At 38.4% G+C, this 15069-nt stretch carries 17 protein-coding genes; 3 read left to right on the forward strand and 14 right to left on the reverse strand.

What is annotated here, in order from left to right; all coding sequences use genetic code 11:
• The first annotated feature begins 20 nt into the window (after window positions 1–20).
• Window positions 21–893, forward strand: a complete 873-nt coding sequence (locus NSQ77_RS03645; protein ID WP_339228871.1) for a cation diffusion facilitator family transporter — start codon at window positions 21–23, stop codon at window positions 891–893.
• 135 nt (window positions 894–1028) lie between these two features.
• Here the strand turns inward: NSQ77_RS03645 and NSQ77_RS03650 are convergent, their stop codons facing one another.
• Together NSQ77_RS03650 and NSQ77_RS03655 are read right to left on the reverse strand one after the other, a co-directional pair.
• Complete coding sequence (locus NSQ77_RS03650) at window positions 1029–1322, reverse strand: AzlD domain-containing protein (RefSeq protein WP_339228872.1); 294 nt, start codon at window positions 1320–1322, stop codon at window positions 1029–1031.
• Window positions 1319–2002: an AzlC family ABC transporter permease gene (locus NSQ77_RS03655; RefSeq protein ID WP_339230929.1), complete on the reverse strand. Its 684-nt coding sequence runs from the start codon at window positions 2000–2002 to the stop codon at window positions 1319–1321. The genes NSQ77_RS03650 and NSQ77_RS03655 overlap by 4 nt, the downstream gene beginning before the upstream one ends.
• A 492-nt stretch (window positions 2003–2494) precedes the next feature.
• On the opposite strand from NSQ77_RS03655, the gene nhaC reads away from it, so the two are divergent.
• Entirely contained in the window at window positions 2495–3871 is a 1377-nt protein-coding gene (gene nhaC / locus NSQ77_RS03660; RefSeq protein ID WP_339228873.1) for a Na+/H+ antiporter NhaC, read from the forward strand.
• Between the two features lie 218 nt (window positions 3872–4089).
• On the opposite strand, the gene NSQ77_RS03665 is transcribed toward nhaC, so the two are convergent.
• The 10 genes from NSQ77_RS03665 to NSQ77_RS03710 form a co-directional block, all read right to left on the reverse strand.
• The gene (locus tag NSQ77_RS03665) at window positions 4090–4851 is read right to left on the reverse strand and encodes a cobalamin-binding protein (RefSeq protein ID WP_339228874.1); all 762 of its coding nucleotides are present in this window, start codon (window positions 4849–4851) and stop codon (window positions 4090–4092) included.
• Between the two features lie 24 nt (window positions 4852–4875).
• Complete coding sequence (map, locus tag NSQ77_RS03670; RefSeq protein WP_339228875.1) at window positions 4876–5631, reverse strand: type I methionyl aminopeptidase; 756 nt, start codon at window positions 5629–5631, stop codon at window positions 4876–4878.
• A gap of 600 nt (window positions 5632–6231) precedes the next feature.
• Window positions 6232–6366 (reverse strand): YjcZ family sporulation protein, encoded by a 135-nt coding sequence (locus NSQ77_RS03675; protein WP_339228876.1) that lies wholly within the window; start codon window positions 6364–6366, stop codon window positions 6232–6234.
• Window positions 6367–6459: 93 nt separating this feature from the next.
• The gene (locus NSQ77_RS03680; RefSeq protein ID WP_339228877.1) at window positions 6460–7203 is read right to left on the reverse strand and encodes a (S)-benzoin forming benzil reductase; all 744 of its coding nucleotides are present in this window, start codon (window positions 7201–7203) and stop codon (window positions 6460–6462) included.
• Between the two features lie 230 nt (window positions 7204–7433).
• Window positions 7434–8801 carry a dipeptidase gene (locus NSQ77_RS03685; protein ID WP_339228878.1) on the reverse strand — a complete coding sequence of 456 codons (1368 nt, stop codon included), beginning with the start codon at window positions 8799–8801 and terminating at the stop codon, window positions 7434–7436.
• A gap of 71 nt (window positions 8802–8872) precedes the next feature.
• Window positions 8873–10027 (reverse strand): bifunctional cystathionine gamma-lyase/homocysteine desulfhydrase, encoded by a 1155-nt coding sequence (locus NSQ77_RS03690; RefSeq protein WP_339228879.1) that lies wholly within the window; start codon window positions 10025–10027, stop codon window positions 8873–8875.
• Between the two features lie 19 nt (window positions 10028–10046).
• Window positions 10047–10967 (reverse strand): cysteine synthase family protein, encoded by a 921-nt coding sequence (locus NSQ77_RS03695; protein ID WP_339228880.1) that lies wholly within the window; start codon window positions 10965–10967, stop codon window positions 10047–10049.
• Window positions 10968–11000: 33 nt separating this feature from the next.
• A complete protein-coding gene (locus NSQ77_RS03700; RefSeq protein WP_339228881.1) occupies window positions 11001–11462 on the reverse strand; it encodes an S-ribosylhomocysteine lyase in 462 nt (153 codons plus the stop codon).
• Between the two features lie 22 nt (window positions 11463–11484).
• Window positions 11485–12123, reverse strand: a complete 639-nt coding sequence (locus NSQ77_RS03705) for a class I SAM-dependent methyltransferase (RefSeq protein WP_339228882.1) — start codon at window positions 12121–12123, stop codon at window positions 11485–11487.
• 154 nt (window positions 12124–12277) lie between these two features.
• Window positions 12278–12880 (reverse strand): YhcN/YlaJ family sporulation lipoprotein, encoded by a 603-nt coding sequence (locus NSQ77_RS03710; RefSeq protein WP_339228883.1) that lies wholly within the window; start codon window positions 12878–12880, stop codon window positions 12278–12280.
• 149 nt (window positions 12881–13029) lie between these two features.
• On the opposite strand from NSQ77_RS03710, the gene NSQ77_RS03715 reads away from it, so the two are divergent.
• Window positions 13030–13281 (forward strand): YhdB family protein, encoded by a 252-nt coding sequence (locus NSQ77_RS03715; protein WP_339228884.1) that lies wholly within the window; start codon window positions 13030–13032, stop codon window positions 13279–13281.
• Window positions 13282–13320: 39 nt separating this feature from the next.
• On the opposite strand, the gene NSQ77_RS03720 is transcribed toward NSQ77_RS03715, so the two are convergent.
• Both NSQ77_RS03720 and sigI read right to left on the reverse strand, forming a co-directional pair.
• Window positions 13321–14148 (reverse strand): anti-sigma factor domain-containing protein, encoded by an 828-nt coding sequence (locus NSQ77_RS03720; protein WP_339228885.1) that lies wholly within the window; start codon window positions 14146–14148, stop codon window positions 13321–13323.
• The gene (gene sigI, locus NSQ77_RS03725; protein WP_339228886.1) at window positions 14145–14876 is read right to left on the reverse strand and encodes an RNA polymerase sigma factor SigI; all 732 of its coding nucleotides are present in this window, start codon (window positions 14874–14876) and stop codon (window positions 14145–14147) included. The genes NSQ77_RS03720 and sigI overlap by 4 nt, the downstream gene beginning before the upstream one ends.
• Window positions 14877–15069: the final 193 nt, after the last annotated feature.

Here is a 15069-nt window from a genome sequence, read left to right on the forward strand (position 1 = left end):
TAAATGTGGAGGCATTTAGGATGAATCATTCAGAAAACCTGAAAATGGGCGAAAAAGGTGCATGGCTAAGCATTTTTGCATATATTTCGCTTGCCATTATTAAACTATATATCGCTACAATTGGTGACTCAGCTGCCCTTTATGCAGATGGATTAAATAATACGACAGATGTAATTGCTTCCATTGCTGTGTTAATCGGATTAAAAATTTCCAGGAAGCCACCAGATGAGAATCATCGTTATGGACATTACCGTGCGGAAACCGTTGCAGCATTATTTGCAGCATTTGTAATGATGTTTATCGGTGTACAAGTAATATATGATACTCTTAAAAGTATGATCGCTGTTGAGGATGCACAGCCAAGCATGTTAACAGCATGGACTGCTTTAGGTTCTGCAGCAGTTATGTTCCTTGTATATCGTTATAATGCTAAGCTTGCTAAACGGATTGAAAGCAGCTCTTTACATGCTGCTGCACAAGATAACCGCTCAGATGCTCTTGTAAGTATCGGTGCTTTTATCGGCATCTTCGGAGCACAGTTTGGACTTTTCTGGCTCGATCCATTAGCTGGAATGATTGTCGGAATTATTATTTGCAAAACAGCATGGGATATTTTCAAGGATGCCACACATACCCTGACAGATGGGTTCGATGAAGAACAGCTGGAAATGATTAAAAAAAGCATTATAAAAGTTCCGGAGGTTATAAAAGTCGTTGATGTAAAAGGGAGAGTCCATGGTAATCAAGCATTAATTGAGATCACTATTTTAGTTGATCCAATGTTGAACGTAGCTGAGAGTCACCGTATTACGGAAAGAATTGAAGCGTATTTATATAAAAAACATCGTATCACACATGCTCATATTCATATAGAACCATATGAAGAAAAATGAAGACATATAATATTGTTGAAACATAGAAAAAAATCCGATTATACTCGGCTAAGGAAATATCTTCGCCGATCCACCGGCAGCTGGTGAGCCCTCTTGCGCTACGCACATCGGTGTCTCACCTATGCCTCTTCTGGTTTAAAATGACAGCAGAAATACAGTAAGAATTGCCCCTATGACAACTAAAATAACATTTAATCCAAGGTATGCCAAAATGATTGCCACAAGCCCACCAATAATCCCGTGATGCGGCTCATCCGGTTTAACTGACATAATACCAGGGAAAATTAAAGCACCCAAAGCTGCATATGGAATTGCACTGAGCCATTTATTAATCCAGGGGCGAAACTGCATTTTTTCAATGATAGCTGCCGGAATAACTCTTGGGAGCATCGTAGCTATTGACATGCCAACAATCATCAAAATAATCATGCTCGCCCCTCCTTCAAGAAATAAATCCCGCTAAACCCGCCAATGATCGTCCCAGCAACAATCGCCCAGCCTGTACTCATACCCAGCTGAACACATCCTGCGTTAATCAGCATTGCAAGAATCGCTATTGCAGCTACTCTTTTTTCCTGTTTAATGGATGGGATAAGCAGGCCAATAAACATTGCATACAAGGCAATCCCCATACTTTGACTAAGCTTTTCAGGAATTACATCTCCAAGCAAACCTCCCAGCAGAGAACCAAGAACCCACGATATATATGCACTCGCAAGAATGGTGCCATAAAATAATGCTCCCTTTTTCATGCTTGCTTCTTTCGGATTCATTGCAGAGACTGCGAACGATTCATCGGTCAACCCCAATGTTAACGGTATTTTCCATTTTAGGTTAATTTTTTTGAGCTGATTCATAAAGGATAGACTCATGACAAAATGCCGGAAATTCAGGACAAAGGTTGCAATAATAATTTCCAATGCACCCGTCCCAACTGCAAACATATTTACTGCCATAAACTGACTGGCACCTGCATATACCAAGGCACTCATTAAGGTTAATTCTGTTAGTGACATCCCTGCCTGTTTGGCAAGAACTCCATATGTAATCGCAACTGGTAAATAACCGAGAATTATTGGAAATCCAGTTGTAAATCCTTTTCGAATCATATGTATAGAAGTAAATGTGTGCTGTTCTTCTTTTAACACAATTTCTTGCACCCCCTCGAGCTAAAATTCTTTATATTATAACTGAATCTTCTATAAAATGGAAGGATTCTATCTTATAGGAGGTATTGACAAATGAAGAATGGAGCATGTATAGTCAATATTACATAATTGAATTACGTAATTTATCCTAGGGATTCGCAGTAGATTATTTTTCAGCAAGGAACAGAGACAAAGCGGATGGTGCGAGCTTTGGCGGAAAATAGTTGAATTACAAATCCTGTTTTGTACATGCAGAATGTGTTAGCATGTACAATTCTATGGATGGCATACAATGAGCGGGTGGATTTATTTTCACCAATCAGGGTGGTAACGCGGAGCATAGCTTCGTCCCTTTTATTAGGGACGGAGCTTTTTTGTTTTGGAAAATCAGCATCATATCTAATTGCTGCGTCCCTTTCGTTCAATATTATTTTTCAGAAGGAGTAATACATCATGATTCCCATTAACCCAAAACATCAGCCTTTATTTATTGAAGCCATTTTCTTTTTTATACTTATCATTGGTTTAATCAGCTACTTTATCATTGGATTAAAGACTGTGCCACATATCCCTATTTTAATCGGTATATTTATACTGATCGCATACGGTTTACTTAAAAAAATCTCATTTAAAGATCTGCAAAATGCCATGATTTCAGGTTCACAATCGGGAATGGGAGCTATTTTCTTATTCTTCCTAATTGGTATTCTAATCAGCAGTTGGATTGTTAGTGGCACTATTCCAGCATTAATTAATGCTGGGTTCACTATCATTGGAGGTACTTGGTTTTATGGAATTGTCTTTGCAGTAACTGCAATTATAGGAGTAGCACTCGGTAGTTCACTAACGACTACTGCAACAGTCGGAGTTGCTTTTATTGGAATGGCAGGAGCCATGGAAGTTTCCTTAGCTATTACAGCAGGAGCAATCGTTTCTGGTGCTTTTTTCGGTGATAAAATGTCACCGCTGTCCGATACAACCAATCTTGCCTCCAGTATTGTTGGAGTGGATTTATTCGAGCATATCAGGCATATCAGTCTAACAACGATACCAGCTTTTATTATTTCGTTTATTTTATTTATTTTATTATCACCAGAACAAAGCACCTCGTTACAAAGCATCGCGACTTATCAAGAGGCGTTACAGGCTTCTGGCTTAATTCACTGGTTATCTTGGATTCCATTAATTGTTCTCGTTATTTGCACGATTATTAAAGTCCAGGCATTTATTGCATTAACCATCAGCAGCTTAACGGCAACATTTTTAGCTCGAATAATAAGTGAACATACTTGGTCAGAAATTTGGGCGTATTGGTTTAATGGCTACACAGGAACTACAAATTTTGAACCGGTTAATGAACTGCTGTCCAAAGGCGGCATAGACAGTATGCTCTTTACGATTTCACTCGTTATTTTGGCATTAAGCTTTGGTGGCCTATTATTTGTAACTGGGATTATTCCCGCTATGCTAGCAGCTTTTCAGGAAAAATTACGTAAAGCACGATCTATTATCGGTGCAACTGCCGCAACAGCAATTGGAGTAAACGTTCTGATCGGTGAACAATATTTATCTATTTTGTTAACTGGCGAAACATTTAAAACGGTCTATGAAAAAGCTGGTCTGACTAAAAAAGCTCTTTCTAGATCTTTGGAAGATGCAGGAACTGTGATTAATCCACTCGTTCCTTGGAGTGTTTGCGGTGTATTTATTGCAGATGTACTCGGTGTTTCTGTTCTTGAATATTTGCCATTTGCATTCTTCTGCCTGCTTAGCCCTGTAATAACTGTTTTATTTGGAGCAAAAACAGCGACATTGAAAAAACAGATGTAAATATCAGCTAAAGAGCTGTGACTCAATATCTTGAATTCAGTCATTTGAGATTATCGGATACTTTGATGGGTGCTCGCTGCTAGAGAAGTTCAAGACCTTGTTCGCTTTTTTTGATAAGTAGCGCTCTGTTATACTTTTGAATACTTGTTTTTTCAGGTTTTGGATATACAGATTCGCTGATTCAATAAAAATAGAGGCTTTTCCAATAAGGAAAAGCCTCAGATTATATCAGATAACTTTTTCAAGCCTTCAAGCAGCCTTGGTGATGGTCTGCAAAAAAGTGATTCTTCTAAAACATGTATATTGTTATTTCGTATTGCCTTCATTTCATTCCAACCGGGACGCATCTTTACTAATTCCGGTCGCATCTTTTCTTCTTTTATCCCTACCCAAACCATACAAATATGGTCTGGGTCTCTTTTTCTTACATCTTCCCAGTCTGTTTGAAAGCTAGCAACATGCTCGGTTGCGAAGATGTTTTCCGCTCCTGCCAATTGACTTATTTCTGTTAGCCAGTTTACACGCCCTGGGGTAAATACTGGTTTTGGCCACCATTCCCAATATAATGATGGTGTATGATCTTCTTCAAATGCCTTTTCTTTAAAAGCTTTCACTTCTGCAAGAAATTCTCCAGCTTTTTTATCTCCAAGCCTTGCGTCATTTAGTGCTTCTCCAACTACTCGAATATCATTTGCTATTTCTTCTAAAGAATTTGGATTCAAAATAATATAAGGAAGCTTTCTAGCATTCAACCCATCGATATTCTTTTCCATCCCAGGAACACTCAAAGACGCTAATATGAGGTTTGGCTGCAATGCTTCCACTTTGTCCATATCAATTGAGAGATCTGGACCGACTTTCGGTAAATCCAATACCATATTCGGCCAGTCTGAATAATCATCTACACCAACTAACACATCAAGTTTTCCTAAATATGCTAAAACCTCTGTATTGCTCGGACAGAGAGATACAACACGCATACCCAATCCACTCCCTGGAACGTATTATTTCTTGTCTTGATCCGTTGTTAACAGCGGTCCGTCCTTTGTAATTACAATCGTATGCTCATATTGTGCCGAGCGACCTTTATCGATTGTTCTCGCCGTCCAGTTATTCGCATCCATTTGACTTTCCCAGCTTCCCTCATTGATCATTGGTTCAATGGTGATAACCATGCCCTCTTTAAGGCGTAACCCTTTATTAGGCAAGCCGAAATGCGGAATATGCGGATCCTCATGAATGGTTGGTCCAATTCCATGTCCCGTAAAGTCACGAACCACAGAAAACCCCTCTCCTTCTGCGTACGTTTGAATCGCATGACCAATGTCCCCAATACGATTTCCTACCTGTGCTTGTTCAATTCCTTTATATAGCGCTGTTTTCGTAACCTCCATAAGACGTTTTCCTACACCATCGACTTCTCCAACTGCATACGTCCATGCTGAATCAGCTAAGCCGCCATTGAGGTTGACAACCATATCAATGGTAACGATATCTCCATCTTTTAATTTTTCGTCCCTTGGAAAGCCATGGCATATTTCATCATTAATCGATGCACAGATTGCATACGGGTAGCCATTATAGCCTTTTTGTTCTGGTGTGGCGCCTCGTTCAGCCAGGAACTTTTCAACAAATTCATCAATTTCCATTGTTGTAACACCGGGCTTTATCATTTCGGCTAAAGCTTTATGACATGCAACAAGTACATCACCTGCAGCTTGCATTTGCTCGATCTCACGTTTACTTTTTCTTGTAATCATTGCTTATCTTCCTCTCTTCTATCGTCAAAATTCCAACACTTTTATAATGTAATTAAAGTTAACCACAGGAAATATATTAGAAAACTTGGCATTCGTTAAAAGGTATCTTACAAAAGCGTTCTTTGCTTTCTTAGAAGCCCTTATACTTTGTAGTGCCAGCCTCCTAAGCGGATGCCTTAGTTGCAATTAATGCAGGTAGAAAAGTTTTATACTTTCTTATCTGCCAAAATAAAGTTTATCATAAAATGAAATTACTTTCAGTAACAGTCTACCCTAACATCCTATTCATAAGTAATCAACAAATGTAAATTACATGACAGATTCTTCTATGTAAAAAAAAGCTGGGACAAAAGTATTTTTACGAAATGTTGCAATTAACCCGCTCCGGAAATATATACTTCGCACATCCAGAGTTGGCTGGCGAGCCCCTTTGTGCTATCACATGGAGGAGCCTCACCAATGCTTTTCCTCCCGCTGAAGTCTATATATATTTCCTGCGCTAAGTTTGCATCGTTCGTCTTTAACATAAAACACTTTAGTTATGTCCCAGCTTTTTTTATGATGTCATGCCAAAGCCTTTCATCTAACTCTACTCAATTGTTAGCAACAGTACCCACCATTGCCTCCGCCTGTATAAGCGGTGCCAATGATTATTAATAAAATGAATAATACGACTAACAAAGCGAAACCGCCAGAGCCGAAACCTTTGCTTTCTCCACCAACATCTTTACCCATTTTTTCCCCTCCCTATTTTCAAGACTACTTTACTTTATGCAGCGTCGATTAAATTGGGAGGGCTATTTACTCATTATTTTTCCTGTAATATTGTCAAATATAATTCCTAACATGATAAATTTTGCCGTTTTCCACATCATCATCCATTAAAATATCAACAACAACACCGCCAACTAAGTCTGTATCCTTCAGCAGATTCTGATCTTTAAATCCTTTAAACTGCTCCACATCGGCAAATGCATCTTCAGAGCTTGATCGAATTTTTTCTTGCATATCTGTGTCCATAATTCCTGGACTGAATGCGATTACTTTATGACCAGTCGCCAATTCTTCTTGTTCAAGTGCTGCGGTTTTTATATACATATTCAGACTGGCTTTTGTTGAACAGTAGGCACTCCACCCATAGGATGGTTTTTCGGCTGCCCCAGAAGTAATTGCAACACTGATTAACTGTAACCCTTTTTCAGTTGTCTTCTGGAGAAAATAATTCGTTATTGCCATCGGAGCAATCGTATTAAGCTTCACATGCTTTGTAAGGTCTGCTGTCTTTATATGCATCGATTGATCAATCGGCTCTACTGTAGCAGCATTATTTACTAAATAAATCGTTGTCGTTTCTTCCGAAAAGATAATATCGCTGATTTCATCACATACGGAATCCAATGTATCAACGTTAGCCAGATCACATGAGATATGCGTGAATAAATCCCCATGATTCTCCAACTGTTTATTAACACTTCGAGAAAGACCTATCACATGAATGTTTAAATCCATGAACAGCTTAGCAATCGATTCCCCAAGTCCTTTAGAAACCCCAGTAACAATAGCATATTTCATTTCCACTCTCTCCTTTGCAGAGGCTGTCCCCTCATTTAATTTGTCTTTACTACAAAGTTACCCCGGATCCGAAATTGAGAAACGGGGTAACTTTTTTAATGCTTAGCGTATTCTGTGTATAGCTTAATACCGGATCAGACATCCACTCCCAGCGAAAAGCATGTTCGGCATGTCAAACTCCCCTACAGTACGGGACACAGTCTGTATGTTGCTAATCTGCACTTTTGTTATTACTTATTAATTTCATGCCAATAGTATACGAGTGTTTCCATCCCCTTATCAAAGCTATCTAATGGGAAGCTTTCATTTGGTGAATGCAATCGATCTTCTGGTGTTCCAAACCCTAATAAAACAATTGGCATATTGTAGATTTTTTCTATCCATTCGACAACAGGGATCGAACCTCCCATGCGAATGAATATGGTTTCCTTGCCGAAAGCCTTCGTATAGCTAGTTGCTGCCTTTTTAATAAGCGGATGATTTGGCTCCACTTTATATGCTTTAGATGATAGTTTTTCTTTTTTCACTTCTACTGTCACGCCTGCTGGAGCAACCTTATTTACATGTGCTTCCAGTAAGCTTTGAATCTCGTTCGGGTCTTGTCCTGGAACAAGTCTGCAAGTTATTTTTGCAGTTGCAGAAGACGGGATGATTGTTTTCGTTCCTTCCCCTTGATACCCTCCGTAAATTCCATTTATTTCAAATGTCGGACGCCCCATCGTATGTTCTTTTGCCGTATATCCTTTTTCAGATACAGTTTCAGGTATACCAGTTGCTTTTGCAAAATCCTCACTAGGAGCCTGTTCCATTAATTTTCTTTCCGCATCACTCAATGGCTCTACATCGTCATAGAAGCCATCTACTGTGATTACTTCATTTTCATCCTTCATCGATGCGAGGATATGGCTTAATGCGATAATTGGATTCCTTACTGCCCCACCATACATCCCAGAATGCAAATCATGGTCAGGTCCATTTACAGTGATTTCAATGCCTGTAAATCCTTTTAACCCATATAGTATCGTAGGCTGATTTTTCGCAGCCATACCGGAATCAGAAATAACTGCAAAATCTGCTTGGAATTGCTCTTTTTTCTTTTGTAAAATGTTATATAAATTCTCGCTTCCAATTTCTTCTTCCCCTTCAATACAAACTTTTACATTGAGAGGCAATTTTCCTTCTGTTTTCATGTACGCTTCAAATACTGCCAAGTGCATAAATACTTGTCCCTTATCATCACTTGAACCACGTGCATACAGGCGGCCATCTCTAACCTCTGCCTGAAAAGGATCACTTTTCCATTGATCTATCGGATCCACTGGCTGAACATCATAATGTCCATAAAAAAGTACTGTTGGCGCATCTTCCCCTGCTCCATTGTAGGCAGCATATACAAGCGGATGTCCTTCTGTCTCCTGCTTTTCTATCTCATCAAAGCCAATCTCCTTTAAATATGTAACAATAAAGTCTGCCGCCCGATTGACATCTTCTTTATATGCGCTATCGGTGCTTACACTCGGAATCGCCAGGAAATCACTTAATTTGTTTAATAAACGTTCTCGGTTGTCCTTCAAATAGTCCAAAGCTTTTTCACTCATTAGACATTCCTCCACAATCAAATTAATATATAGCCTATTTTAGCATAATGGAAAAGAAAAAGAACAGCTCCTTAAATGAGCTGTTCCTGTTTATTGCTTAATGCAAATTTTAAATCATCAATTAAGTCATCAGCATCCTCAATTCCAACCGATATACGAATTAATCCATCTGTAATTCCAAGCTCTTTTCTCCGCTCAGCGGGAATTGAAGCATGTGTCATTTTAGCTGGGACAGAAATCAAGCTTTCGACAGCACCAAGACTTTCGGCTAATGTAAAATAGTTTACCTTACCAAGTACTTCATCTGCTTTTTCAGCACTTCCAACATCAAATGACACCATTCCGCCAAACCCAGTTGTCTGCTCCTTAGCAATTTCATGTCCTGGGTGACGCTCACGTCCCGGATAATAAATAGTGGAGACACTTTCGTGTTTTTCCAGAAACGAAACGATTTTTTTCGTATTTGCCTCAATTGCTTCCATCCGAATAGCCAGTGTTTTAATCCCTCGCATAATGAGCCAGGAATCCTGCGGTCCAAGTACAGCACCAACTGAATTTTGGATAAAATGAAGCTGTTCTGCAAGCTCTTCTGTGTTTACAATCACTAACCCAGCCACAACATCACTATGTCCCCCGATATACTTCGTTGCACTGTGAAGTACAATATCTGCACCTAAATCTAATGGACGCTGCCAATACGGTGTTGCAAACGTATTATCCACAATCAAAAGTACATCATGCTTTCTTGCAATCTCTGCCATTTTTCGAATATCCGTAATCTTCAATAATGGATTTGTAGGTGTTTCTACAAATATTGCCCTTGTATTCTCTTGTATGGCAGCTTCAACTGCTTCAGCAGAGCTTGTGTTAGTAAACGTGTGCCCTAAATCAAAACGATTAAGCACTTTTGACATCAAACGATAAGAGCCACCATAGACATCGTCAGTTAATACAACATGATCTCCAGCGTTAAATAACATCATAACAGATGTCATAGCACCCATTCCTGAACCAAAGGCAAAGCCTGCTTTGCCATTTTCAAGGTCGGCAATCACTGTCTCCAGGGCATGGCGAGTAGGATTGCCTGTTCTTGAATATTCATACCCTCGATGCTTACCTGCTTCCTCCTGCTTATACGTACTTACTTGATAAACCGGCACAGAAACAGCTCCTGTTTGTTCATCCCCCGTTATACCACCATGAATCATTTTCGTTTTTGCTCGCATGATTATTCCCCCTTAATTTCTAAAATTGTTCATATATTTGCTTACTTAGATAACGGTCACTCGAATCAGGAAAGATTGTAACAATTGTGGTTCCAGGTTTAGCATTTTTTGCCTCATTTAGGGCTGCAGCCATCGCAGAACCTGAAGAACTTCCAACAAGAAGTCCTTCTTTTGCTGCAAGCTTCTTCACCATCGTAAAAGCATCCTTATCTGTAATCGTATAAATATCATCAAAATGCTCGCGATTCATATAATCTGGAAGAAATTCCATCCCAATCCCTTCCGTTAAATGTGGACCTGATTGGCCGCCATTGATAATAGAACCCTCCGGCTCAACGATGACCGTTTTAACGTCAGGATTTTTTTCCTTTAGAAATGATGCTATACCTGTAAATGTTCCACCAGACCCAGCACCAGAAACAAATACATCCAATTCCCCATCAAGCTCCCTCCAGATTTCTGGAGCAAGTGTCTGATAATACGTCATTGGGTTAGCTGGATTTGAGAACTGTCTTGGTGAAAAACTATTTGGAATTTCATTTAGTAATTGTTCTGTCTTTTCAATAGCACCCTTCATTCCCAGTTTACGCGGTGTATGAACAATTTCCGCTCCTAATGCTTGCATCAGTTGCTGTTTTTCTTTGCTAAAATGTTCTGGAACACAAAATATGACAGAAATTCTTTTATTAAGGGCTGCAATCGCAAGTCCAATACCGGTATTACCTGCAGTTGGCTCAATAATTACACCGCCTTCTGGTAATGCCCCACGTTTTATTGCATCATCAATCAAAGCAACACCTAATCGATCCTTCACACTGCCACCTGGGTTAAAATATTCAAGCTTTGCAAATAAACGTACTTCTTCTGGCAAATTAAAATTTCTAATCTCTAATAACGGGGTATCCCCAATCAGTTCATGTATGGATTTATACAGAGCCATTTCGTTTCGCCTCACATTACATTTTAGAGGTTATTAAAATACTTCATGCCATTCGTCACGCTTGCTTAACATTTCCTTAGCGATTTCTTTTGCACCTTCCAAGCTATGGCTTGCAGCCCAGCCGCATTGCACTTCATTGCATGCAGGTACTTCAGTCGCTTCAAGTACATCCGTTAGCGTTTTTTCAAGCATCGTTAATACGTCATCATAATTGTCATGATTGATTAATGATAAATAAAAGCCAGTCTGGCATCCCATTGGTCCAATATCAAGAACACTATCTGCATGATTCCGAATGTTCTCAGCCATCAAATGCTCCAAAGAATGAAGGCCTGGCATTTCCATATGCTCCTTATTTGGCTGTTTAAAACGGATATCATATTTGTGAACTTTATCACCATTTGAACCTTCTGTAATACCAACTAATCTTACATATGGCGCCTTTACTTTTGTGTGATCAAGATTAAAGCTTTCCACATTCATTTTTTTTGTCATTATTTCATTACTCCCCACATTTTTATTTTTTGCTTGCGGTTAATACCCAAACAAAATTATTCATTTGCCTAAATGATACATCAAATCCATGCTTTTCAAAAGCATTCTTCATTGTATCCAATGTGGGATAGTATTCACGATTTAAATCTTCAGCCAGGTCATAATGTCTTTTTTCCATAGCGTATTTTATTTGCATTTCTTTATCAGCTTCCGTTTTAAACATCGTATCTCCAAAAACAACTTTTCCATTTGGTGGTAGTAATTCTGCAAATTGTTTAGTCGCAATCGCCTTCTCCTCATCTGTTAAATGATGAAAGGCATACGTACTTGTAATCGTCTCAATCTTTTCAGCAGGTGTCGGATAGATTAAAAAGTCACCATCAAGAATAGTCAAACCTGGAATTTTCTTTTTTGCAATGGTTCTCATTTCTTTCGAAGGTTCAATTCCAATAATATCGTGCCCGGCCTGTAAAAGCTTCTTGGATAAATTTCCTGTTCCAACCCCAAATTCCAATACCCTGCCAACACTCTGTTCCACTACTTCATTCAGGATTGCATCATAATTAACAAAAACCTCAGCATATTGCGGATCTTCCCCAACTACACTTTTATCATAATCCTCCGCCCACTCTTCAAATAACTCAATAAACTCTCTCCCCATTTTTTATCAACTCCGAAGTTTATTAAATCAAAGTAACTAACTAAGATTACTAAGGATTATATGTATGTACTATACCACAGGTTCCGATTTGTGACAAAGCTTTTATTAAAAACCATAAGAAAAGAGTGCTCCATTTATGGAACACCCTTTATTATTATCGTCTATTCTGCGGAAAAAGTCGTTCAATCATATTTCCCATCTGATCGAAAAACCCTTCAACTGGCTCGCCGTTGTTAACATCATCAACATAATTATTCGTTAAATCAATAAAATCAGGATTCGTGGATACATATACATTATCAATGTCACGATCCACAGACTTTACAACATCTCCAATTTTTTCTTTTACTTCATCCGTAAGTTCTTCACCATTATCACGTGTTCCACGATTTGTATCGCGGTTTGTGTCAAGAGTTGCAGCTACATATGCATTATTATCTGTTGTTAGTACATATGCGCGGTCAATACCTTTGATCTCGTTCGTAATTCGCTCTGCAGCCTCTTCTGAAATATCATATTGGTTTTGCTCATTTGCTCGGTTTCCATCGTTATCCCGATTCTGGAACCGTTCGGAATCACGATCCAATGCATAATTTCGAACATTCGTCATTCCTTCACCAGCATTGTTGTAAAACCTTGTTTGTTCAATATTGTCATTGGGACCTGTTGCATTATCTCGAGCATTATTATCTGTTGCTTGGCAAGCTGTTAAAGTAAAAAAAGTCGCAGCAGCGATACTTATGAGTTTCCATTTCATCATGAATTCCTCCTTATGCATTTGCTCTTAGTATGTAACGGAGATGCATTCCTATGCTTGAATTCCTGCATCCTTTAATTGGCATTCACACCAAATAAATGACACGCATTATATATAAAAAGCGGGAAGCCTAATTAGTAACCCTTTAAATGAAGGAGGGGGAAAAGTTGATTCCAGACTATGACAAAGCTTTATATTATACACTGTGGGGCCAATGGGATGATCTACTCGTACTAATGGTTCGAACAAAGGATGATATTCTTTCCAAAAAGATTGAACAATTTTTAAATGCTTATCACTATTCACTCGATGAGTCTAAAGTAATTAACACGCATGATACATTGCTTTATTATATAGACCATGCGATGAAATATACCCCACCAGTCATGATGGAAATATAAAAAAGGAAAAGCACGGCTTCAAGTGCTTTTCCTTTTTAATCATATTTTGGTAATTACAATATCGTAAATTCTGGTAAAGTTTTTTTTATTCTCTAACCGCGACGAATTTTTATCATCTGAATCTTCCTCATTAAAAAAAGTATCAATAATTGCTCTATCATCAGAAGAAATTGATGGTAAATCATCTGCAGCTGTATCCTCATCCAGGATTTCTAAAGCCATTACTTCATTCATTGAAGCTGATTCTTCCTTTGCTTGCTCCCTGATTTTTTGCGGAATTAACAATGTAGCTATTTCCCATTCAGGTATACTTTCAAAGAAGTTCTCCAATTCCAGTGGTATAAAGGTGTTTCGATCAGGTACTCCATCAACAAAGCTAAAGCCGACTACCATATTTTTTTCATCATTCACTAATCCTGTTTGCTCACTGATAGCTAATATACGCCCAATTACCTCTTCCAGGAATTCATCTTGATAATTTGTCAGCTCTTCCACAATTATCAAGGCTTCATCATTTAGAGCCCGTATCGATTGCACATTAAATTTATCATTTACTTCCATCTCAATACTAGGGTTCATATCCAATGTCACGTATGCATAAGATTCACTTTCACCTGAAAGCAAATAAAAAGGTAGTATAAGTAACAATATGACACATGTCATGAGAAATATTTTAACCGGTGTCTTCAACATACTCCAAGAATAAAAAACGGAAATATGCCCCTTATTGAGTTCCAGCGGTTCATAGGCGACTTCCTCCCCGATTATTACACCTTTTTCACATGGCTTCGCTTTTAAAAAGGAACCCTCCTTGGTCATAATAATCGTATAGTTGTGATGGAGCTCCATCACAATTCCTTTTTTCATTGCCCCACTCCCTTAAGATAATCCTTAAGATAGATGTAGTCTCCACTTAACACAATGAATATTGCTAAAATAAATTTCCGATTCCGTTCCAATGTCTTTTTGCTGACATCTACTTTTTTTACAAGCTCTTTAATCGGAAGTTTCTTTTTGCGGCAAACATATTCATTTAAATGCTTATCATGATAAAGAATTCTAGCAGTCCTTACTGCAGAATCCCGTGCATCTCTATGTTTGGGAGAGACCTCTGTCAGTTCAACCAATGTCAACTTATATTCACGCAGCTTTTCCTTAAACTCCATGATTTCTTCTTTACGATAAACAGCATCTAATTCCTGATTATACTTATCCTTTACAACGGCAACTTCTAATGGATTTTCCATAAGCTCCTCGTCAAAATTCTCATCAAGTGAAATAGATGAAGGTCTTTTTTGATTATAGCGAATGTAATCAATTACTTTTCTTTTTATAACAAGCTTAGCAAAGGATAAAAAAGAACTTCCCCGGTCTGCGGAAAAAGAAAAGATAGCTTCATTAAACGCAGAAAGCCCTATACTAAATTCATCATCTCTCTTTGGATCTATGTATCGTTTGCATACTTCCGAAACACATTTTGCAATAAATGGTTGATATGTACGCAGTAAATAATTTTGCGCTGCCGTATCCCCTTGCTGAATTGATGCTACCAACTCTTCAAGAGGTTGTTCTTGAACTGAAGTGCTTGCTATCATTTAAAAGCACCTCCGTCCATTATAAAATACGTATGTAAAATACTCTTTTTGGGCGTACGATTTAAAACTCTATTGTATTGTATATATATCATATGATGTTCCCACCATTTTCATTTTTATTTTATAAACGGTTGTTCAAAGTCCGCAGAAATGGACACTTAAAATAGGGATTTTCTACTGCCTTTTTTTACCC

This window comes from Oceanobacillus sp. FSL K6-2867 (assembly GCF_037963145.1).
Taxonomy (GTDB): Bacteria; Bacillota; Bacilli; order Bacillales; family Amphibacillaceae; genus Oceanobacillus.